Genomic DNA, 22,311 nt, shown 5'->3' with positions numbered 1-22,311 from the left:
ACTTGGCGGGCTAAGGCCTGACGGACTAAAATCTGACGGGCTGCAAATGTGAAACTGACCTAGTTTATGACACTTTCGGGCCAATTTTCTGGCCGTTTTTGACATAAACTCAGTCACTAACTTGCACTGGCCCGCCGTCGTCAGCCGTAAGGGCATCGCCCCGCCGCCGCCAGCCATAAGAAAACGCCCGCCGAGTGCCTGAGCACTCCTACGGGCGTTTCTTCTAGACAAGAACTTTGTCAGTCACGGACCACCGAGCTAGTCACCAATCTGGTCACGGCCACGCTTAACAATCTTCGGGTCCGGAGTACCAACCAGCTCGTGGTCCTTCTCCGTGTACTCAAACTTGCTCAGCACGTAACGCATCGCGTTGATGCGGGCACGCTTCTTGTCGTTGGACTTAATGGTAATCCACGGGGACTCATCGGTATCCGTATAGCGGAACTGCTCTTCCTTTGCGCGGGTGTAGTCACCCCAACGATCCAACGAAGCGAGGTCCATCGGAGAGAGCTTCCACTGACGTACCGGGTCAACCTGGCGAATTGCGAAGCGAGTGCGCTGCTCCTTCTGGGTCACAGAGAACCACAGCTTGGTCAGCGAAATACCGGAGCCCAGAATCATGTTCTCCAGCATCGGAACCTCACGCAGGAACTCTGCATGCTGAGACTCAGTACAGAAACCCATCACGCGCTCAACGCCCGAACGGTTGTACCAAGAACGGTCGAAGAAGACGATTTCGCCAGCGCACGGAAAATGCTCAATATAGCGCTGGAAGTACCACGAGGTGGACTCACGCGGCGACGGCTTTTCCAGAGCCACAGTTCGAGCACCACGCGGATTCAGGTGCTCGTTAAAGCGCTTAATGGTACCGCCCTTACCAGCGGCGTCACGGCCTTCGAAGAGGATGATGTGCTTCTGACCAGTTTCCTTGGTCCAGTTCTGCCACTTCAGAAGCTCAATCTGCAGCTTCCTCTTAATAGACTCGTATTCCTTGCGCGTCATGCGCTCCTCGTACGGGTAGCCATCGCGCCAGGTATCAACCCGCTCACCGTCTGGAGTGACCAGTACCGGATCGTCCTCATCAGAATCATCGACGACGTAACCTTCGGTCTTCGCCAAATCGACGATGTGGAATTCCTCTTCATTCTTGTCAGCCATACCCCTTATCCTACTGAATTTCTCTACCACACGTCCCCCATGCGGGTGCCCTTACCTGCAATTTCCCAGCAGTTAACGTTCCGTCTTACCGAAATTGAGGGGGTGGGACTGCACGCAGCGACCGTCGATAAGCACTGCGCGTACAATAAATGCCATGTTGTTATCCGAGGCTCTTGCCGCACGATCCGAAGTTTCCGACCGGCTGGCTGAGATTAATCGCCGTCTCGCGCTGGTGGCGCAGGTGCAGGAAGGCGATACGCCTGATGAAGATCCGCAAGCGCTTATTGCCGAAGCCGAGCGTCTGATGGCGCGCTTCGAATGGCTGGTGCGCTCGATTAACGCAACGAATTCCGCTACTGCCTTCGAGGACGGAACGCTTAGCGACGCACTTGCGAAGCGCGACCACCTGCTAACACGGCGGCGGTTCTACACCTCCGCAGCCGATCAGGGCTCGGGTCGGCGGGATCGATACTCAGCTTCGGAGATTCGCTATGTCGCCACTGTGGATATCCGGTCGCTGCGCCAGAAAGCCGACAAGGCGGCGAAGGAATACCGGGACTTGGATACCCGTATTCAGCAGGCGAACTGGTCAACCGAGCTTATCGAGGCCGCGAATAAGCCGGCCGAATAGCAAAGTGGCAGGGTTCGGTAGCGAAACCAGAAGAATTTCACATTTTGATAAGTCGGTAGTTGCATCCAGATTGTCGGCGAGCGCGACGGCCTGTCTCTGGCCTTAAAGGGACACCTAAAGATCTCACCTGTACTGAGGCAGCAGGATTAATAACAGACAGTCCTCGTCATTGCGTACATGGGTACAGATCATCGGTTATTTTTCACTACCAAGCGCTGAGGCGTCTGATGCAACGAGGGTGGGTTCGGGGACTTAAAACTTTCTCAAGTTACACAGCAAAAAGCGCCGCTGAGGATTTCCCTCAGCGGCGCTTTTTAGGCTAACTCAAGCAGTCGGGACCTCTTTTAGAAGCCCATGCCGCCCATCTCGTCGCCACCCGGCATTGCCGGCATAGCCGGTTCCGGCTTGTCAGCGACAACAGCCTCGGTGGTCAGGAACAGAGCCGCAATGGAAGCGGCATTCTGCAGTGCGGAGCGGGTAACCTTCACCGGGTCGTTGATGCCAGCTTCCATCAGGTCGATGTACTCGCCGGTAGCAGCGTTCAGGCCTTCACCCTGCGGCAGGGAAGCAACCTTCTCGGTAACGACGCCGGCCTCGAAACCAGCGTTCAGAGCAATCTGGCGCAGCGGAGCTGCGAGAGCCGCACGCACGATGCGGACACCGGTTGCCTCGTCGCCGGTCAGACCCAGCTCGTCGTCAAGCACGTGCGAGACCTGCAGCAGTGCGGAACCGCCACCTGCGACGATGCCCTCTTCCACAGCAGCCTTTGCGTTACGGACGGCATCCTCAATGCGGTGCTTGCGCTCCTTGAGCTCGACCTCAGTTGCGGCGCCAGCCTTGATAACTGCAACACCGCCGGCGAGCTTAGCCAGGCGCTCCTGCAGCTTCTCCTTGTCGTAGTCGGAGTCGGAGTTCTCGATCTCAGCGCGGATCTGGTTGACGCGGCCCTCGATAGCGGACTGCTCGCCAGCGCCCTCGACGATAGTGGTCTCGTCCTTGGTGACGACCACCTTGCGAGCGCGACCCAGCAGCGGCAGGTCAGCGGTCTCGAGCGACAGGCCGACCTCCTCGGAGATGACCTGGCCATCGGTCAGGATAGCCATGTCCTGCAGCATTGCCTTACGACGGTCGCCGAAGCCCGGAGCCTTGACAGCGACAGACTTGAAGGTACCGCGGATCTTGTTGACGACCAGGGTGGACAAAGCCTCGCCCTCGACGTCCTCAGCAATGATCAGCAGCGGCTTGCCGGACTGCATGACCTTCTCCAGCAGCGGCAGCAGGTCCTTGATGTTGGAAATCTTGCCGGAAACCAGGAGGATGTACGGATCCTCCAGAACGGCCTCCTGGCGCTCCATGTCAGTGGCGAAGTAACCGGAGATGTAGCCCTTGTCGAAGCGCATACCCTCGGTCAGCTCCAGGTCGAGACCAAAGGTGTTGGCCTCTTCCACGGTAATGACGCCTTCCTTGCCGACCTTGTCCATAGCGGTGGCAATCAGCTCACCGATAGCCGGGTCAGCAGCGGAGATACCAGCGGTAGCAGCAATCTGCTCCTTGGTCTCAATGTCCTTAGCGGACTCCAGGAGCTTCTCGGTAACAGCCGTGACAGCCTTCTCGATGCCGCGCTTGATGCCCATCGGGTTGGAGCCAGCAGCAACGTTGCGCAGACCCTCGGAAACCAGAGCCTGAGCCAGAACGGTAGCGGTAGTAGTACCGTCACCAGCGACATCGTCGGTCTTCTTGGCAACTTCCTTGACCAGCTCAGCGCCGATCTTCTCGTAAGGATCCTCAAGTTCGATTTCACGTGCAATGGAGACACCGTCGTTGGTGATCAGCGGTGCGCCCCACTTGCGCTCGAGGACTACGTTGCGACCCTTCGGGCCCAGCGTAACCTTGACAGCGTCTGCCAGGGTGTTCAGACCCGTTTCGAGACCGCGGCGGGCCTCCTCGTCAAATGCAATCATCTTAGCCATGAGGTTTGAAGAATCCTCCGTCTATTTATGTGGCACTTACATTGGAAGTTGACCCAGGCGCCCGCGACGGCATGTGATTCGAGGGAAGCGCCGCCCTCTCCATCACCGGAGTCAACACTGTACTTTTTAACGACTTTGCAACACTTGTTTCAGCCTGCGCTGCAGTATGTGCTGCAGTTTGCTGCAACTCGCATACAACGCACACATACACAAGGTGTGAAGTTGTTTTTATTAGCACTCAATTAGAGCAAGTGCTAATTCACTTTTTTAGCACTCAACCCCATCGAGTGCAAGGTTAAGCGCCGCAACTCCCAACGCCAATACCACTCCCGACGTCACTCCCAACGTCATCATGGTTGTGCGCCTACACTGTCGCACATGAGCATTATTAATAAGGAACTCACGGACGCCCTGCGAGACCACATCTCCAGCCAACGCGAGACCATCCGCACCCAGCTGACCGAGCTGGTGGCTTTCCCTTCCGTACACGGCACCGAAGAAACCAAACAGGCTTGCATTGACGCAGCTCAGGCGGTTACCAAGATGTACGCAGAGCTGGGCATCGAACTGAAGGCGCACCACACCGTCGACGGCTCGATTGCACTGTCGGGTTTCGTCCCCGCGTCGTCGGAAAGCGCGAAGACCGTACTGCTCTACTCCCATTACGACGTCCAGCCGGCGGGCGACGAGTCCGCTTGGACCGCAGATCCGTGGACACTCGACGAGCGCGACGGTCGCTGGTACGGCCGCGGTACTGCCGACTGCAAGGGCAACGTGGTCATGCACCTGGCTGCGCTGCGCGCGCTGCGCGACGACGCTCTTGCGGGCCACGTCGACATGCCAAACATCAAACTCATCGTGGAGGGCTCCGAGGAGCGCGGGTCGGCGGGCCTGAACAACCTCATCGCCACACAGCCAGAGCTTTTCGACGCCGACGTCATCCTCATTGCGGATGTCGGCAATGCCGAGGTTGGCCAGCCGACGCTCGTGACCACTCTGCGCGGCACCGCCGATGTGGAAGTACGCGTCGATGCGCTGGAGCAGCCGGTTCACTCGGGCATGTTCGGCGGCGCAGCCCCGGATGCGCTGGCGGCACTGATTCGCATGCTCGACAGCCTGCGCGATGAAAATGGCTTTACTTCTATTGATGGACTGGACTGCTCGCAGCGGTGGGAGGGCCTGGACTACTCGCCAGAGACTTTCCGCACTGACGCCGGCGTGCTCAATGGAGTGGGCCTGATTAGCAACGAGGACACTTCCGTCTCCGATCTGACCTGGGCGCGCCCGTCGGTGATTGTGACCGGCATCGACTGCCCACCGGCAACCAATGCTGTCAACGCGATTTCGTCGACCGCCATGGCGCACATTAACTTCCGCATCCCAGGCGGCGTTGATCCGGCTGAGGCGCAGGACGCGCTGGAAAATCACCTGCGCGCACATGCTCCGTGGGGCGTGAAGGTGACGGTCGAACGCGACGAGCTGGCTAACCCGTTCCGGGCCAACGTTGAGGGCAAGGTTGTGCAACTGGTCGCTGACAGCCTGTCGGCCGCCTATGGCAAGGAGACCGCAAGCATGGGCGAGGGCGCCTCAATTCCGCTGTGCGCCACCCTGCTGGACGCCGTACCAGGTGCTGACATCGCGCTTTACGGCGTGGAGGAGCCACAGGCTCGCATCCACTCGGCTGATGAATCGGTCGACCCGAACGAGATTCGCGACATCGCTATTGGCGAGGCGGTTTTCCTGGCCTCTGTCAACGGAATTTAACGGGGACAGCAAAGAATCCACCAAAGATATTGATTGAATGACTTGTGTCACATCTTTTACCTGTAGTAAGGTTCCACCCATGCAGCAGAACATTCTTATTCGAGTAGCGAAGGCTACGAACCCCGGTGGAGGCCGACAGGACTGACCCCTCCACACGGGGTCTCTGGCCGCAACTTCTCAAAGCACTTGGTTGGTCCGCCACTCACAGCAAAAGCAACTAAGCAAAGGACCAGAAAAGAATGTTTCCCACTCGCACCCAGAAGAACATGTCCACTTCGACGACGTTCACGGGCAAGCGCCCTTCGTTGGAGCACCAGGACGACGGCAATGTGCGAACTTATTCCGACGATCCATTTAGGGCTCGATTCGGACATCGCCTGCCTCGAGGCTTAAGGCAAGAAGCTCGTGGCATGAACTGGCAGAAGTTCAAGGACACCTACTCCCCCACGAGCGGCCCGGTTCAGATCAAGAATTTCGAGGCAACCCGCGGCACCCTGGGGCGCTGGAATTTCAACGCTGACTTAACACTGACCGACAAGGACGACCACACCCACACCTTCACCCAGGAGATTACCGCTATGGGGCCGGTGTCGGCTTGCACTAATCTGCTGGCTGATGCAGGTTACCGCGTGGAAATCGTGGAATTCCACCAGTTCGAAATCTTCGAAGCTACCGCTACCTTTGTCTATGCAGGTCACAACAATGACCATGTGTGGACCATGGGCTTCGGCCAGACTCCGGAGGCTTCCGTGCTCTCCGCTTTGGTCTGCGCTGCTAACCGCCTGCATGGGTAGGACGCGGATGCTGCTCGTTTAGTAAACGGGGGGGGGAATGCGACCGGGGAAGCCCAACGCATGTGGGCCTCGAGCATTCGCGTTTTAGCGCTTCAGCCCCGCGATCATGGTCTTCAAGTTGCTGCGCAGGAAATCCTCGTAGGTTCCCGCGACCGTGCCCGGCTTGCCGAGCTCATCGGAGTGCAGTGGCTCGTCGAAGATCGGAATCCCGGCCTCCTTCGAGACGGTCTTCATGGGGCGCGTATCCACGTTCGACTCCACGAACAGGTGCTTCGGGCGCTTGTCCTTCAGCTGGCGCACGAGGTGTCCGATCTGCGCGGGGGAGCCGTTTTCATCCGTGTCGATCTGCCAGATATACAGCTGCTCCATGCCGTAGGTGTCGACCATGTATTGGAAGGCATGTTCACTGGCCACGAGCACACGATCCTCCTTCGGCAGCGCACCGATCTGCTCGCGGTAGTCGGCGTCGATGCTCTCCAGCATGGCCTTGTACTCCGCCCCCTTCTCCTCGATGTGCTCGGCACGCTCGGGCAGGGCCTCGGCCAGCGCCGCGGTCACGTTCTCGGCCATCGCGATGCCGACGGTCGGGTCCAGGAAGGCGTGCGGGTTGATCTCCTGATTGCCCTTTTCGTCCTTGAGGTACTTCGGTTCCACGCCCTTGGTGGCCTCGACCATCTGGGAATCGTCCAGGCCCGCGGTGTTTTTCAGTTTCGCGAGCCAGCCGTGCTCACCGCCCTCGAGGTTCAGCCCGTTGTAGAACAGCAGGTCGGCGTCGCTCGTCGCATCCAGGTCCGCGGGCAGGGGGTCGTAGTCGTGCGGGTCCGTGCCGGTCGGCACGAGGTTATGGACGTCCACCGCCTCGCCGCCGATCTCCTCCACCAGGTCCGCCAGCAGCGTGAAGGTGGTGACGACGTTCAGCTGCTCACCGTCTGCCTTCTCCTCCGTCGAGAAGGTCACGGCCCCGAACACGAGGGCACCGCCCACCAGGAGGGCCAACAGCGCGGCCAGTGGCTTATTGCCCAGCGAGCGAGCAATCAGTCCCTTGCCTGGCGCGAAGAGGAAAGCCAGCAGGAACAGCGCGCTGGCGGTCAGCACGATCGTCACGCCGGAGGACACGTTGTAGCTATAGCTCAGGAACAGCCCCACTACGGAGCTGAGCGCCGAGATCGCCACTGAAAGCCCGATCATCACTCCCAGCCGGTTCGTCAGCAGGTACGCCGCCGACGCCGGAGTGATCAGCAGGGAGACCACCAGGATCACGCCCACCGTCTGCAGGGAAATGACCGTCACCAGCGTGAGCACCACCATCAGCCCGTAGTGGATTGCCCGCACGGGCACGCCAGCCGACTGCGCCATGACGGGGTCGAAGGTGCTGAGCTTGAGCTCCTTGTAAAAGACCAGCGTGAGAATCAGCACGGCAGCGGCAATACCGATCGAGAGGTTGCGGTCGGCGTCCTGAACGGTCAGGACGTTGCCGAAGAGGATCTCCGTCAGATCCGTCGCCGTCTGCGCTTTCGCCATGAGCAGCACGCCGATCGCGAAGAAGGTGGAAAAGACGATGCCGATCGCCGAATCGTTCTTCACAGTGGAGCGTTCGCTGATCAGCCCGATCGCCAGTGTGGCGAGTAGACCCGCGACCACCGCCCCGAGGAAGAGGTTCGTGCCGAGCAGGTAGGAGGCCGCGACCCCCGGTAGTACGGCGTGCGAGATGGCGTCGCCGATCAGGGCCATGCCGCGCAGCACGATGAAGCTGCCGACGATGCCGCAGGCCACGCCCACGATCACCGAGGTGATCAGCGCTTTTTGCAGGTAGCCGTGGCTGAGTAGTGAGTCGAGGAACTCCGCGATCATGCTGTCTCCTCCTGGAGGGCTGCCTGCCGTGGCGTGGGGTGGGCTGGTGCTGACGGCTCGCGGATGACGAGCGCGCCGAAGGCCTTCTGCAGCACGTCGGGGACGAAGACCTCCTCGGTGGGACCCGCCGCGACGAGCTCGCCGTTGAGGACGATGAGGTCGTTGTAGTAGCCGCGCACCGTGTTCATGTCGTGGTGCACGACGACGACGTGCTTGCCCGCGTCCGCCATCTGCCGCAGCAGGGTCACGATCGTCTTCTCGCTGGGGACGTCGATGCCGACGAAGGGCTCGTCCAGGAAGATGTACTCCGCGTCCTGGACGATGGCGCGGGCAAAGAGGACGCGCTGGAACTGTCCGCCCGAGAGTTCGCTGATGTGGCGGTGGCGAAAGTCCCACATGTCGACGTCCTTGAGAGCCTGGGTGGCTGCTTCGCGTTCGGCCTTGCCGGGGCGGTGGAAAAGACCCAGGCGCGGGTAAGTGCCCATCAGGACGGTGTCGAAGACGCTGGTGGGGAAGTTGCGGTCGAGGTCAGAGCGCTGCTCGATATAAGCGATTGCGCGGCGCTGCTCGGCGGGGGCCTTGCCGTCGAGGGTGACGGGGTAGCCGGCAGGGGCGCCGGTGGGGCCTGTGCCGTGGACGTTGTGTTTGTCCAGGATCTGGAGCATCGCCTTCATGAGGGTGGATTTGCCTGAGCCGTTGGGGCCGATGATGCCGTGCATGCCGGGGGAGTCGAGGGTGAAGCTGATGTTCCGAATCGCGGTGTTCGCGCCGTAGCTCACGCTCAAGTTCTGGACGCTAATACTCATGGCAGCCAAGAATAGTGGTCAGTTCAATGAATCACCAAGTTCAATGTATTGACCTTTGGGGTGGGGTGGTGTTGGGGGGGGGCAGTAATGGCACTGATTTGGGGCTTGAGCAGTCAGCCGCTCAAGCCCCAAAAAATGCCCAACTTCCGCCCCCCACAACTCACCCCCAAATTTTCACTTTCCCAGAAACAATTGACCGTTTTCACACACTCGGTTAACACCGCTTCAAATGCTTAAGTCCCTAAAACGGGGTTGCATGAACTGGCGTGTTCCAATCATTATGGAATAGTGACTTCTCTCCTGTGCATCCTGTTCGTTACGGCAGCGCTTGCACCATGGACGATTAAGTGGCTCGGAACCCGCGGGTTCCTCGTACTCAGCCTCCCGCTGGCAGGCGGTGCCATCTACACCGGCACCCATCTCGTTCGCTTAGCTCTAGACAATGGCAACGGGGAAACTTCCGCACTCACGCAACCCGCCGTCACGCATTTTTCGTGGATGCCCATTATCCACTTGGATGTAAACCTGCGATTAGGTCCTATTGAATCGCTCTTCGGCACGCTGGTTTTGACCATCGGCTTTCTCGTACTGGTGTACTGCTCCGGTTACTTCATCAACCCGCCACTCGGCAAACGTCGCCGCGTAGGTTCCTTCGCAGCCCAAATGATCGCCTTCGCTGCGGCGATGTACGGCCTGGTCATCAGCGACAGCATCATGCTGATGTTCGTCTTCTGGGAAATTACCTCGGTTCTGTCCTTCCTCCTGGTGGGCTACTACGCCGAGCGCGCCTCCTCCCGTCGCGCAGCAGGCCAGGCGCTCCTGGTCACGACGCTGGGTGGCCTCATCATGCTGGTCGGTATCGTTCTGATGGGAGTGACCACCGGTTTCTGGAACTTCTCCGAACTCACCGCGCCTGGCGCTCTGACAGCGGCACAGCTGGACTCCACGGCAGTATCCACGGCCGCAATCCTGCTGGTCGTTGGTGCGCTGTCGAAGTCCGCTATCGCGCCCTTCCACTTCTGGCTACCCGGTGCAATGGCCGCCCCTACCCCGGTTTCTTCCTTCCTGCATTCGGCAGCGATGGTCAAAGCCGGTGTGTTCCTGGTTGCCCGGCTCGCGCCGACCTTCAATGACACCAACGCGTGGCAGCCAATCATCATCCCGCTCGGCCTCTTGACCATGATCATGGCCGGCTGGATGGCCCTGCGCCAGAAGGATCTCAAGCTGATTATGGCGTATGGCACTGTCAGCCAGTTGGGATTCATCATCACAGTCGCGTCGATAGGCACGCGTGCGACGATGCTGGCAGCCCTGGCACTGACGCTCGGCCATGCCATGTTCAAGGCCGCGCTGTTTATGGTCGCGGGCACAATTGACAGGCTGACTGGTACGCGCGATATCCGTGAGCTCTCTGGGCTCGGTAGAAAGTCGCCGCAGTTGCTGGTGATTTCGATTCTCGCCGCTGCATCGATGATGGGTGTGCCGCCGTTCTTCGGCTTCGTCGCCAAGGAAGCTGCGCTGGAGGCCACGCTCAATGCTGATCCGCTGCATGGGATGCCGTCGGTGTTTACCACCATTGGCCTCGTCGTGGGTTCGATTCTGACCGTAGCGTACTCGCTGTACCTGCTGCGCGCCGCGTTTGCGACCAAGTCCAGCACCCACGCCAGCGGCGGTGGCACTTCCCCTGCCGTGGCAGAGATGGATTCCCCGACGTGGGATCAGATTGGCCCGGCTTGGCTGTTGGCGCTGGCAGGTTTGGTTTTCGGCCTGGTTCCCCGCGTCCTCGACTCGATTATCTCGCCCTACCTCACCAATGCCTACCCGAATGCGGAAGCAGAATCGCACCTGGCTCTCTGGCACGGTTTCACCCTTCCTCTGGCGCTGACAGCCACAATTCTGATCACAGGTGGCATCATGCACTGGCAGCGCAAACTGGTGCGTCAGCTACAGTTTGAACAGCCGGCTCTCGGTAGTGCCGATGCGCTTTACGACGGCATCCTGGACTTGGCCCGCCGTCTTTCTCTCCGTGCCACTGCTGCGACCCAGCGTGGTTCCCTTCCGTTGAATGAGGCGGTCATTTTGCTGACCCTCATCGTGCTGTCCATCGGTGCCTTGTTGCTCGGTGAGCGTGATGAGCTCCGGATGGAACTGTGGGACTCTGCACCGCAGGGCGCGGTCGCGTTGATTATGATCATCGCGGCTTTGGCCGCCACCCAACAGAAAAACAGGCTCTCCGGTGTCATCCTGGTAGGTGTGACCGGCTACGGCTTGGCCATTATCTTCGCCATGTACGGTGCACCTGATTTGGCTCTGACGCAGCTGCTGGTTGAGACGGTCTCAATGATTGTTTTCGTGTTGGTGCTGCGCACGCTCTCGCCGCGGGCACCGGCATCAAATCCGAGGTGGATACGACACCGTGCATGGCTGGCCATCGCAGTCGGTGTCACTGTCCCAGTGTTGGCCGCCTACGCTATGGGCTCCCGTCGTACTGAGCCAATCTCCGGCGACATTCCGCCGCTGGCTCACGACATTGGGCACGGCCAGAATGCGGTCAACGTACTTCTTGTCGATATCCGCGCCTGGGATACCTTCGGTGAAATCACCGTGCTGGTGATGGTGGCGCTGGGGATTACCTCGCTGGTATTCCGCACGCACACGATGCACATGCGCTCAAAGATTAAGCCACAGCGGAATCGTGCTCGCCGCAACACCCGCTGGTTGAACACCATCGATGAGTCCGGTGAAGCCGAGCGGTTGCGCTACCCAATCATGGTTCTGGTGGCATCGCGCGCGCTCTTCCCCGCCATGATGGTGGTTTCCATCTACCTCTTCTTCGCCGGCCACAACGATGTCGGTGGTGGCTTCGCAGGTGGCCTCGTGGCTGCGCTGGCACTGACCATGCGTTATCTCATCGGTGGGCATCGTGAACTGGCAGCAACTCTGCCAATTCCTACCGAGGTACTTCTCGGCGGCGGTCTGCTGGTGTCGGCTCTTAGCGCCGTATGGCCACTGTTCGTGGGTTGGGCTCCGCTGACTTCCTGGTACGGCTCGCGGGAAATTCCGCTGCTCGGCGACGTCACCGTTGTCTCCCCTATGCTCTTTGACCTGGGTGTGTACATGATTGTCGTTGGCACGATTGTCTACATCCTGCGCAGTTTGGGCGGCGGCATCGATGCTCAGATAAACCTTCGCGCTGAGCGTGATCGTTCACGTCGTGTGAATCGAGCCGCACTCGGCCAGTCCCGCCAGCTGCGTAGCAAGTTGGCGGCGGCTAAGCCCGCAGGTGTTAAGTCCGCAGGCGCCAAGACTGCAAGTGCGAAGCCAACCGGTGCCAAGCCTGCAAGTGCCAAGACTGCAGGCGCCAAAACAGCGGCAGATGCACGGACTGCGACCAACACCACCGAGTCAGAGGCATCACAACCGACCACCCCAGCTAGGACCGAAGGAAAGGACACTCACCAGTGATTCTCAATTTTGTTCTGCTGGCTACTGTCGGCACGCTGATCGCCGCCGGGGTGTACCTGTTCCTCGATCGTTCGTTGACCAGGATGCTCATGGGACTGTTGCTGATGGGCAACGGTATCAACCTGCTCATCCTGCTTGGCTCTGGTTCGCCGGGGCGCCCACCGATTTGGGATAGGGAATCGCTAGTCAGCGATGCTCAGGCGGACTCGCTGCCCCAGGCCTTTATCCTCACCGCGATTGTTATCTCTATGGGCATGACCGCCTTCCTGTTGGCTCTGCTCTATCGCCAGCACCGCTACCACATCGGCGATCACGTGCAGGATGACCACGAGGACCGCAACCTGGCACTGCGTCGCGCCAGCGACCCGTCGGCTGCTCCGGATCACGACAAGTCCGACGACCCCACCACCGGTCGTCCCACGGAGGCCGGAGATAACTTCGGTCCGGTCAGTTTCGAAAAGCCCGTGACCCCACCATCAAACACCCCAGGAGGTGACGACGATGATGACTGAGCAACTAATTCTGGCACTCATTCCGCTGCCTATCATCGTCCCCGCCGCCACCGCCGCAATTGCTCTGCTGCTGGCACGTTTTCCCAAAGCACAGCAGGCGATCGCGCTGTTTTCACTCGGCAGCCTGCTGGGAGTCGCCAGCGCCTTGGTGTACCTGATTTATGCCCACGGCATCCACACGGTCCAGGTTGGCGGCTGGGACGCACCAATCGGCATCACACTCGTGGCCGACAACCTCGCAGTGTTGATGATTACTGTCTCGCAGCTCGTCCTCTTCGCCGTGATGTGGTTCGGCATCGGCCAGGGCATTAGCGATGGCGATGAAGACGAGCCCATCTCCGTCTTCGTTCCGACGTACATGCTGCTCAACATGGGTGTCTCAATGGCCTTCCTGGCTGGCGACCTGTTCAACATGTATGTCGGTTTCGAGGTTCTGCTCGTAGCCTCCTACGTGCTGCTCACCTTGGGGGCATCGTCGTCACGCATTCGCGCAGGCGTGTCGTATGTGATGGTCAACATGCTGTCCTCGATGGTGTTCCTGCTGGCGATTGGCCTGGTTTATCAGGCGGTCGGCACGGTGAACTTCGCGCACATTTCCCTGCGCATGGAAGCCATCCCCGACGGCACCCGCACCGCAATCTTCGCAGTGCTGCTCGTCGCCTTCGCAGTGAAAGCGGCGGTGTTCCCGCTGTCGGCATGGCTGCCGGACTCCTACCCCACCGCACCGTCGATGGTCACCGCGGTCTTCGCGGGTCTGCTGACGAAGGTGGGTGTCTACGCAATCATCCGCACGCGCAGTGTCGTTTTCCCCGACGGCAGGCTTGACGACGTCCTGATGTGGGCCGGCCTGGCGACAATGCTCATGGGCATTCTCGGTGCCATGGCCCAAAATGACATCAAACGTCTCTTGTCATTTACGCTGGTGTCCCATATCGGTTACATGATCTTCGGTATTGCCGTCGGCAATACGCTGGGCCTCGGCGGCGCCATCTTCTACATCGTCCACCACATTCTGGTGCAGACGGCGCTGTTCCTGGTGGTCGGGCTTATCGAACGCCAGGCGGGCTCGTCCTCCCTGCGCAGTCTGGGCGGTCTGGCCAAGTCGTCGCCGCTGCTGGCGCTGCTATACCTGGTCCCCGCGCTCAACCTCGGTGGTATCCCGCCGTTCTCGGGCTTCCTGGGCAAGGTCATGCTGATTGAGGCCGGTGCGCACAACGGATCCGCCACCGCGTGGATCCTGGTTGCGGGATCTATCATCACCAGCCTGCTGACTCTCTACACCATGATTCTCGTCTGGTCGAAGGCATTCTGGCGCGACCGTTCCGATGCCCCCGAGGGCGACACCGTGCTGGCACACCCAGCCACACTTCGGGAAAAAACTCAGATGGTTGCTATCTCAGAGCGTGACGACGTCGGCAGGATGCCACTCGGCATGGTGATGCCGACGGCCCTGCTGGTGATTGCCTCCGTGGGCGTCACTGTTTTGGCCGGTCCACTGTCCAATGTGGCGACCTCAGCGGCAAGCAATGTCGCGAATGTCGATGAGTACCGCGCGGCAGTTCTCGGTATCGACTCGGCCGATGACAAGGGACTGGAGCAGCTGAAGAACCCAGGCCGCACCAAGAGCCCGTGGGAGTCGGACCCGGTGACCGAACATGCCACCAGCACGTTGGAAGGAGCAGGTGAAAGCTCATGAGTAAAGCTCGCGCCAGGGTGGCCGCAAAACGACCACCGCGTATTTCAATCCTGTTGTTCCTGTTCACGCTGATTATTTGGGTCATGCTGTGGGGCGAAGTGACATTTGCCAATGTGCTTTCGGGAATCCTGGTAGCCACGTTGCTCAACCTCGCCATGCCTATCCCGCCAAACAGCGCGCTGGACATCAACTTCGGTGGCATGGTGCGACTGTTCGGTTCCTGGACAATCGACTTTGTGAAGGCCTCAATCAGTGTCTCCTGGCTGGCCATCCGACGAGCTGATCCACCACCGACGGCCATCATCAAGGTCCCTATGCGCACCAATGACGATATTTCGCTCACGACTGCAATGGCACTGATTAACTTGCAGCCGGGCGGAATCATCGTGGACATCGACAAGCGGGAAAAGACGCTGACCATGCACATTCTCGACGCGTCGTCGACGAGCAAGGTAGCCGAGCAAATCAACCAGCTGACTCGAATCGAGCGTCGGGTTATTCGGGCGTTTGAAAACCGCGATGTCAACGAGCAACCGACCAAGTCGGTGCCAAGTGACAACCAGGTGAGCAGTGACAAGAGCAGCGAAAGGAGTAGCCGATGAACCCGGAAGTTTTTAACACTCTGCTCGGAGTGGCTGCCGCAGGCTATTTCATTGCGGTGATGATTACCCTCGGGCACATGATTGCCGGTCCAAACTCGCTGGACCGCCTGGTGGCGCTGGAGTCGACGACTGCAATGCTGCAGGGCATGCTCGCTGCGTTCATGGCCTGGAGCTTGGACACTTCGGTGGTCTACCCAATGCTCATCATTGCGCTGCTCGGTTTCCTGTCTTCGCTGGCGGTCGCCAAGTTCCGTGTTCCGGATGACGGAAAGCAGCCCGCAAAGAGCTCCCGGAAGGGTGCGACGAAAGCAACCGGAAAGGTCGCCACAAAGAAAACCGCACAGAAAGCGGCGCCTAAGGCAACACCGACAACGGCTCCGAAAACAGCGAAGGGAGAATCCAAATGATTCTCGTGGCAGACATTATCGCCATCACACTGATTCTCACCGGAATGCTACTGTGCGTTGCAGCGTCCGTGGGATTGATACGCTTCCGCGACACCATCAGTCGGATGCACGCATCCTCCAAGCCACAAACACTGGGGCTAATTTTGACGCTGTCGGGCTCGCTTGTACACGTCGCCACGCACGCGTCAGCTCACACAACTACTAGCAGTGACTTGGCTCTGTTGACCCTGATTATCCTGTTTGCTCTGGGTACATCGCCGATTGTTAGTAACCGCGTTGGCCACGAGGCGTTCAAGGAGAGGCTCGTCGACGAGGACAGCGTGGCCCGCGATGACAGCCGGGAATAACGAGAGGACAATGGCCTTAAGTCACTGACTGGGTTTATGACAAAGTGACTAGGTTTATGCACCTCAAAAGTGCTATAAGCCTAGTCACTATTTTTGTCTAGGCACACACCGCTTAACGACGGCTAGTCGCTCACCTGCTCGTGGAAATCTGCAGGCGCTATCGGATGCCCGGCGCGCAGTTCCTGCACTGCAAGATCCACAGCGGCCCGCCACGGGGTGTGGCCAATGCGCTCTTCGTTCGCTCGTACGTCGTCCTCGGTAGCCATGGAAGGCAGCGCCCCGGCTGCATCCGCCACAGTGCGCTGACGCTCGTATGCCGCGCCCATTTCCACGATGTTGTTGACGAATTCCAGTTCGGCTCGGCAGCCCAGTTCGTCGGCAAGCGGGGCGAGCTGAACCACAAGCTCACGGAGTTCATCGCGAACCCACCGCTCGTCGGTATCGCGATTGACGATGACCAACGCGTCCATCCCGTAGCGAGCGGCGCGCCACTTGTTTTCGGCGATGTGCCAGGACTGCAGTGACGGTAGTTCCTCGCCAGCCTCCCACATGCGGTCGTAGTAAACCGTCAGGCAGTGCGTCAATGCCACGATAGCGGCGAGTTCCTGCAGGTTAGAGGTAGCGTCAGCGACACGAATCTCAATGGTGCCGTACTTTGATGCCGGGCGAATGTCCAAGTGCATCGAGCCGGTGTGATTGATGACGCCGGAGCGGGACTGGTCGTGCATGTAGGACTCCCACTCGGGCCACGTGTAAATCGCCGGCGGCTGACCCGCGGTGGGAAGCTGCTGGTAGAGCAGGCTTCGGTTGGAAGCGTAACCCATGTCCTCGCCGTTCCAGGCCGGTGAGGAGGCAGACAGCGCCAACATGTGCGGCAGCTTCGTTGCCAGAGCCTGAATAATCGGCCAAACGCGTTCGGAGTCTTTAATGCCTACGTGGACGTGGACTCCCCAGATAATCATCTGGTTCCCCCACCACTGAGTGCGGTTGATAATTTCGGAGTAGTGCCCCTTGGCACTGACCTGCTGAGCAGTACCGCGGGCGAACGGATGCGAGCCCGATGACCACACATCCACCCCAACGCGGTCAGCGGCATCGAGAACCATGTCCAGCTGGCTTTGGAGCTCCGCTACGGCATCGGGCACGTTCATGTGCACACCGGTGACGAGCTCTACAGTGTTGGCGAGGAACTCTCGCTGGAGCCCATGTCCGGGATGCTCCGCATCGATGATGTCGAGCACCTCGGCGGCAGCGGGGGCGGTGTCGCGCGTTCGTCGGTCAACGAACGCCACTTCCCATTCCACTCCCAGAGATGGCTGCGCCGATCCGGAAAATTGCTCAGTCATACCGCTATTTTTTCACACTAGGAGTCGTTTTCCTCAGTTGGCTCCGTCCAGGTGACGGTTTTTGCGCACGAGGCAAGGTCACCGTTGGAATCGACAAGCGCAACTGTGGTGAAACTGTCTTCATCCACCTTGGACGGAACGTTCCAGACATCTGCATTCCGTTTGTCATCGACGTGCACTTCGCCGATGACACCCAACCCTTCGGTTGCGGGGCTGCCGATGCCACTGCAGCCAGATGCACCACGCGCCTGCACTGTGTACTTGCCCTTATCCAAGGTAGTGAACTGACCTTTTTCGTCGGAAAGGCCCATCCATCCCTTGGCGCTCATGACCTGTACAGTTGCCAGCATTTTCATTGATCCGTCGTCGTTTGTTCGGATGAAGTTATAGGCGCTGACTCGCTCGGTCAGCTTCGGTGCAGCCGGATCTACGCTCACTGGCGCAGTGCTTGTCGACGCGCCTGCGTTCCCGTCCTTGTCGCTGCTGGATTCAACCCCCGAGCAGGACACCAACAGTGTTGCAGCACAACCCAACGCGGTGGCGACAGCAACACGACGACGCTTTACGGCGAACATAAAAACCTCACAGACCTCACTGGCTACTAGCAGAATACTAGTACCCCTTTTTCAGCCGTGATCTGTTTGAGACTGCAAAATATGCAAAAGCCCCGCGTAGGCCATGAAATGTGTGGCTTACGCGGGACTTGGAAAGCTATGGGGCTTCGCACCACGGCGGCAGGTTTTGACGCTTAGGCCGCAAACCTTAGTGAGAGACCAAAGCCTGGTGGGCCGGGAGTCTAGTGAGCCGGGTCAGTGGCGACCACGACGATTCCCGCCGGAGCGTCCCGGAGGCGGTCATCGCGAGGTGCGGCTTCCCAACCGTTGTCATGCGCGATCTGCTCAGCGGCGGCCTTTTCCTCTTCGTTCCTCGGGTCGAAGTAGACGGTGGTCTTCTCCCACACACCCATCTTCTCTTCAGGAGCATTGCCGGTCTCGCCGGCGCCCCAGCCCTGCTCGCCCATCTGCTTGGACAGGTCATCGGCGAGGCCCACGACCTCAGAGTTATTCAGGACACTGACCTTGACAGTCTTGCGGTCAATCTGTGGCGCTTCGTTGGCCTCATCCTGTGCCGGCGGATTCTCCGCGGGAGGAACCGGTTTGCCTGGCTCATTTGCCGGTGGCGGCGGCGGAACCTCGCCGTCACCATCTCCAGCAGCACCATCCTTTGCCGGATCACTGCCGTTGGCCGAGTCAGCAGGCGCACCAGAGTCAACCGGAGCGGATGCCGAGGTGTCATTCTGGCCGGTGTTCTCGGCATCGTCGCCACGTGTGCTGAGTGCATAGGCACCGTAGGCGACCAGGCACACGCCGATAGCGAGCAGCACGATAGCGAGAACGCGCATGTAGCGGCCATCACCGGCACCGTCGCCGATGTCGCCGTCATCAACACCATCAGCAGCTGCGGAATTGCTAGCAGTCCCAGCGCTGGCACCGGTAGAGGCGGCGGTGGCACCAGCAGCAGCTGCACCAGCGGCGGGAGCCGCAGATCTTGGCGCTGTGTGTTGAGCATCCGACGGCTCGGAGTACGCATGGGCGCCGCCAGCGGCGGGAGCCTCCGCGTAATCGCTGTACTCATCGAAGTCGTCGAAGTCGTCATCGAGTCGATGACGGCCCGGACGCGGCGAATTCTGAGGGTTTAGTTGGTCAGACACATCCCACATCCTATATGTTCTGCCGCCGAACCGTGAAGTGAAACTTGAACCTTATGCGTCTTGGTTGTCCCGCACGGCGCGCAGCCGATGAACCAACACGGGTTCGGCCGCTTCGGCTGCCGGAGAATCGAGAAGTCGCGAAAGTACCTGGTGGTAACGGATTGTGTTGTTGCCGAAGTCCTCGGCAAAGCGACGCCGAATTGCCTCCTGCCGCGCACCGGCCATACGCGGCCCACGGCGGGCAACTTTCAGCCATTCCTTCTCAAAATCCAGCATTTTCTGCGCCAAAATGGGCTCAATGCCGCCGGTATCGCCCGCGAGTCCGGGATGCTCGGATGAGTCAGGCCGCAACTCAGTCTCAGGTTCGTGGCTGCCGCCTATGGGCTTCTTGCTCACCATTTTTCTGCACCCCGCTTTCCTTCTCAGTCGCCCTGATTTTCTATTCTGCACGACACTGCTTATGCAGATACTTAGTGAAGATACATAGTAAGGCTCAGCCACCCAGCCCTACATACCACTTCCGACATCGCCCAACGTCTCCAAGACCCCTGACATCACCAGGCGATTTAGAAAAGATGGACGCCGAGTAGAATCAGCGACATGACTATCCGTCCCATTGTGATTGCCGGAGACCCCGTTCTCCACACTCCTACCCAGCCGGTGACCGAGGACATCTCCGAGCTGCGTGAGCTCATCGAGGACATGTACGAAACCATGGACCGCGCCCACGGTGTGGGGCTGGCTGCCAACCAGGTGGGCGTCGGCAAGCGTCTGTTCGTCTACAACTGCCCCGATGATGACGACGTCTGGCACCGCGGCTGCGTCATCAATCCGGTGCTGACCACCAGTGAAATCCCGAAGACCATGCCTAACGACGACGGTTCCGATGACGAAGGCTGCCTCTCTGTGCCCGGCCTGTCCTTCCCCACCAACCGTGCGGAGAAGGCTGTTGTCACCGGCCTGGATGAAAACGGCGAAGAGGTCCGCATCGAGGCCACCGGTTTCTTCGCCCGCTGCATGCAGCACGAGGTCGGCCACCTGGATGGGTTCCTCTACACCGATTGCCTCACCGGTCGTTGGAAGCGCATGGCCAAGAAGGAAATCAAGCGCGCCGGTTGGACCGAGGGCGGCCTGACCTGGATGCCGGGCGTGGATCCGGATCCGTTCGGCCACGAGGATTAGATCGTGGCGGATAGGCAATTGGAGTCGTCGGCAAGCGAAAATGCAGCACAGAAGCTACCGATTTCCCGCTGGGGCGTCGGTGAAGTGGCGGTGGGACGTCGTGTCATTGTGCGGCACGCGCTGACCGATGAAGAAGCATTGGCCAGCGGCAAGAAGACTACGGACGTCATTGGGCATGTGCTCAGCATGGATCCGTTCGTCGTGCGTCCGCAGGTTCGTGCTGGCGTGCGTGCCGACGAATCCGTGGCAGCGGTGGACTTTAGCGATAAGCACATTTTGATTGTGAAGGCCCTGCCGGATCATCCGGTGCGCAATTCGGATATTCGCGCCGTGGAAACTGCGACAGCGAAGGCCTTCCCGGGTATCGCGCATGTGGTGGAGTCGGGCTGGCTGCTGCGAGCCGGCGATGGCATTACGGAGCGTTCCAACTCCGCGCTGCCGCTCGAACCCGGAGCCAGCACTCAGCCGGTGCCGTTGGAGAAGATTAAGTCGTTTTACGATTCCCACGATTTGCCGGTGCGGATTGCGATTCCGGATAGAATCGCCAAACCTGCACAGGCGCTGGTCGCGGGGCCGGAGTGGACGGTCGGGCCGGACATTGTGGTTATGACGCGCTCACTCGATGGGGATTTGCCGCCTGCTGAATCGGCAACTGAACCGAACAGCGCCGAGTTGGCAGACGTGCAGGTGGACATCGCTGATCAGCCTGACGACGACTGGCTGGAGCTCTACCACTTCCGCGGCACTACACTGCCCGAGCATGCGCTGCAGTTCCTGCGCAATGAAATTGACGGCCGCATGTGTTTCGGGCGGCTCCAAGTCCCTGATGACAGTGCACCTGAGGGCATGCGCACAGTAGCTATTACGCGCGGCACACTGACCGAATCGGAGGACGGCCGCGTGTGGCTCGGATTCTCCGCCGTGGAAGTCGCAGCCGATATGCGCCGCCGAGGACTTGGCACCCTACTGGGAATTCAGATGATGCACTGGGGTGCGCAGCACGGGGCAGATTCGGCATATCTGCAGGTATTGGGCTCGAATGAGGCTGGCATCGCGCTGTACCGGACGCTCGGTTTTACCGAGCACCACCGGCACCGCTACGCGGAGTTGACAGGGGCTTAGGTCTCGGGGCGCACGTTTCGCCCCTTCCCCGCTCACCCTGATGATCGCGCTACTTCCCGCGCTTAACCCGTTTAGTCCGCTTCAGCTGGCTGCCCTGCTGCTCTTTGCTGCCCATGCGATTGTCCATGTGGCGCTGTCCGCGCTGCAGCTCGCGCGTCTCCGGCTTTTCCACCACTCGAGTGCGAACCGAGAGTTCATGACGACCTCTCCCCAGCGGATCGCGTGAGGCAGCCATCGCAATCCAGCCAGCCAGGCCCGCAGAGACAAACCAACCGGCGACCGGAATCATCGACGGCAGAATCCAGGCATTGCGCACAAAACCATCGCGGGCTGAAACTGGCATCCCGTGTGCACCTTCAATTTTCATGCCCATGGCGTGCTTACCCGGAGAACCGTCGAAGATGGAGTCTCCCGCCACGCGGTAGAGGTAAAAACCACCGGGACCGAGGAAGAGGCTGATCAGCATCACCATTACGCCGCTGTCGGATGTCCCCGCGATGCTAGCGAGAACTGCAATAGAGGCAATCAACGCAGTGTAGATGACAGAATCCACCAGCAGCGCGCCACCACGACGCACCACAGGGGCATTGGCCAGATTGGGATCGAAGCCCAGGTGTACTGCCATTTGAGCGGTCAGCGGTGCAACTTTGGGGTTAGTGCTGAGCTCACCGAAGGAAGACACCCCGTAGCTAGCGGGGTACCCGCTCTCGTAGCCGACCGGAATGTTTGCTACCGGATATGGCACTTCCTGATACGGCATTGCCGCATCGTACGCCGCATATGCGTCGTGCTCCCGATAAGCATTCCTGCCACTACTACTCAGGTAATCCGCCGGACTGTACTCGCCGCCGTAACGGCGATCGTCCCAGTTAGCCAACCTCGAAACTCCCTTTCCTACCGGGCTTCCGCCCACCTAGTCCGCTTTTGTCCGCCTATTTTGTCACTGC

20 protein-coding genes are annotated in these 22,311 nt (G+C 59.8%); 11 read left to right on the top strand and 9 right to left on the bottom strand.

Going from position 1 to position 22,311, the window contains the following annotated elements; genetic code table 11:
• Positions 1-258: 258 nt before the first annotated feature.
• On the bottom strand, positions 259-1,158 hold the full coding sequence (ppk2, locus tag CRD13_RS07605; protein WP_005510168.1) for a polyphosphate kinase 2: 900 nt from the start codon (positions 1,156-1,158) through the stop codon (positions 259-261).
• Between the two features lie 154 nt (positions 1,159-1,312).
• Between ppk2 and CRD13_RS07600 the strand changes: the two genes are divergently transcribed.
• Positions 1,313-1,789: a DIP1984 family protein gene (locus CRD13_RS07600; RefSeq protein WP_049190643.1), complete on the top strand. Its 477-nt coding sequence runs from the start codon at positions 1,313-1,315 to the stop codon at positions 1,787-1,789.
• Between the two features lie 344 nt (positions 1,790-2,133).
• On the opposite strand, the gene groL is transcribed toward CRD13_RS07600, so the two are convergent.
• Positions 2,134-3,759 (bottom strand): chaperonin GroEL, encoded by a 1,626-nt coding sequence (gene groL / locus CRD13_RS07595; RefSeq protein WP_038626677.1) that lies wholly within the window; start codon positions 3,757-3,759, stop codon positions 2,134-2,136.
• A 378-nt stretch (positions 3,760-4,137) separates the two neighbouring features.
• Between groL and CRD13_RS07590 the strand changes: the two genes are divergently transcribed.
• A complete protein-coding gene (locus CRD13_RS07590) occupies positions 4,138-5,523 on the top strand; it encodes a dipeptidase (protein ID WP_187401490.1) in 1,386 nt (461 codons plus the stop codon).
• Between the two features lie 239 nt (positions 5,524-5,762).
• Positions 5,763-6,317 (top strand): hypothetical protein, encoded by a 555-nt coding sequence (locus CRD13_RS07585; protein WP_048731724.1) that lies wholly within the window; start codon positions 5,763-5,765, stop codon positions 6,315-6,317.
• An 84-nt stretch (positions 6,318-6,401) separates the two neighbouring features.
• On the opposite strand, the gene CRD13_RS07580 is transcribed toward CRD13_RS07585, so the two are convergent.
• Together CRD13_RS07580 and CRD13_RS07575 are read right to left on the bottom strand one after the other, a co-directional pair.
• A complete protein-coding gene (locus CRD13_RS07580) occupies positions 6,402-8,168 on the bottom strand; it encodes a metal ABC transporter solute-binding protein, Zn/Mn family (RefSeq protein ID WP_222865187.1) in 1,767 nt (588 codons plus the stop codon).
• Positions 8,165-8,974, bottom strand: coding sequence for a metal ABC transporter ATP-binding protein (locus tag CRD13_RS07575; RefSeq protein ID WP_035006260.1), 810 nt, complete (start codon positions 8,972-8,974; stop codon positions 8,165-8,167). Before CRD13_RS07575 ends, CRD13_RS07580 begins: the two co-directional genes overlap by 4 nt.
• A 285-nt stretch (positions 8,975-9,259) precedes the next feature.
• Here CRD13_RS07575 and CRD13_RS07570 point away from each other — a divergent pair, with 285 nt between their 5' ends.
• From CRD13_RS07570 to CRD13_RS07545, 6 genes are read left to right on the top strand one after another with little or no spacing between them, the layout of a single operon-like run.
• Entirely contained in the window at positions 9,260-12,439 is a 3,180-nt protein-coding gene (locus CRD13_RS07570; RefSeq protein ID WP_187401499.1) for a Na+/H+ antiporter subunit A, read from the top strand.
• The gene (locus CRD13_RS07565; protein ID WP_126108204.1) at positions 12,436-12,951 is read left to right on the top strand and encodes a Na(+)/H(+) antiporter subunit C; all 516 of its coding nucleotides are present in this window, start codon (positions 12,436-12,438) and stop codon (positions 12,949-12,951) included. Before CRD13_RS07570 ends, CRD13_RS07565 begins: the two co-directional genes overlap by 4 nt.
• On the top strand, positions 12,941-14,647 hold the full coding sequence (locus CRD13_RS07560) for a Na+/H+ antiporter subunit D (RefSeq protein WP_126108205.1): 1,707 nt from the start codon (positions 12,941-12,943) through the stop codon (positions 14,645-14,647). Before CRD13_RS07565 ends, CRD13_RS07560 begins: the two co-directional genes overlap by 11 nt.
• The gene (locus CRD13_RS07555) at positions 14,644-15,249 is read left to right on the top strand and encodes a Na+/H+ antiporter subunit E (protein WP_069358943.1); all 606 of its coding nucleotides are present in this window, start codon (positions 14,644-14,646) and stop codon (positions 15,247-15,249) included. Before CRD13_RS07560 ends, CRD13_RS07555 begins: the two co-directional genes overlap by 4 nt.
• A complete protein-coding gene (locus CRD13_RS07550) occupies positions 15,246-15,656 on the top strand; it encodes a monovalent cation/H+ antiporter complex subunit F (RefSeq protein WP_069358944.1) in 411 nt (136 codons plus the stop codon). The genes CRD13_RS07555 and CRD13_RS07550 overlap by 4 nt, the downstream gene beginning before the upstream one ends.
• Positions 15,653-16,003, top strand: coding sequence for a monovalent cation/H(+) antiporter subunit G (locus tag CRD13_RS07545; RefSeq protein WP_069358945.1), 351 nt, complete (start codon positions 15,653-15,655; stop codon positions 16,001-16,003). Before CRD13_RS07550 ends, CRD13_RS07545 begins: the two co-directional genes overlap by 4 nt.
• A gap of 122 nt (positions 16,004-16,125) precedes the next feature.
• Here CRD13_RS07545 and CRD13_RS07540 read toward each other — a convergent pair whose 3' ends face one another.
• The 4 genes from CRD13_RS07540 to CRD13_RS07525 form a co-directional block, all read right to left on the bottom strand.
• On the bottom strand, positions 16,126-17,349 hold the full coding sequence (locus CRD13_RS07540) for a glutamate--cysteine ligase (RefSeq protein ID WP_069358946.1): 1,224 nt from the start codon (positions 17,347-17,349) through the stop codon (positions 16,126-16,128).
• Positions 17,350-17,366: 17 nt separating this feature from the next.
• Positions 17,367-17,924, bottom strand: coding sequence for a hypothetical protein (locus CRD13_RS07535; RefSeq protein WP_049169906.1), 558 nt, complete (start codon positions 17,922-17,924; stop codon positions 17,367-17,369).
• A gap of 221 nt (positions 17,925-18,145) precedes the next feature.
• Positions 18,146-19,069 (bottom strand): LytR C-terminal domain-containing protein, encoded by a 924-nt coding sequence (locus CRD13_RS07530; RefSeq protein WP_222866685.1) that lies wholly within the window; start codon positions 19,067-19,069, stop codon positions 18,146-18,148.
• Between the two features lie 42 nt (positions 19,070-19,111).
• Positions 19,112-19,459 carry a DUF3263 domain-containing protein gene (locus CRD13_RS07525; protein ID WP_016421513.1) on the bottom strand — a complete coding sequence of 116 codons (348 nt, stop codon included), beginning with the start codon at positions 19,457-19,459 and terminating at the stop codon, positions 19,112-19,114.
• Between the two features lie 201 nt (positions 19,460-19,660).
• Between CRD13_RS07525 and CRD13_RS07520 the strand changes: the two genes are divergently transcribed.
• Entirely contained in the window at positions 19,661-20,242 is a 582-nt protein-coding gene (locus tag CRD13_RS07520; protein ID WP_016421514.1) for a peptide deformylase, read from the top strand.
• A 3-nt stretch (positions 20,243-20,245) separates the two neighbouring features.
• Entirely contained in the window at positions 20,246-21,364 is a 1,119-nt protein-coding gene (locus tag CRD13_RS07515) for a GNAT family N-acetyltransferase (protein ID WP_187401489.1), read from the top strand.
• Positions 21,365-21,413: 49 nt separating this feature from the next.
• Here CRD13_RS07515 and CRD13_RS07510 read toward each other — a convergent pair whose 3' ends face one another.
• Complete coding sequence (locus CRD13_RS07510) at positions 21,414-22,241, bottom strand: RDD family protein (RefSeq protein WP_222866684.1); 828 nt, start codon at positions 22,239-22,241, stop codon at positions 21,414-21,416.
• Positions 22,242-22,311 lie beyond the last annotated feature (70 nt).

The sequence above is a fragment of the Corynebacterium sp. LK26 genome (assembly GCF_014335085.1).
Lineage (GTDB): Bacteria > Actinomycetota > Actinomycetes > Mycobacteriales > Mycobacteriaceae > Corynebacterium > Corynebacterium jeikeium_D.
This window is presented reverse-complemented; position numbering and strand designations above follow the sequence as displayed.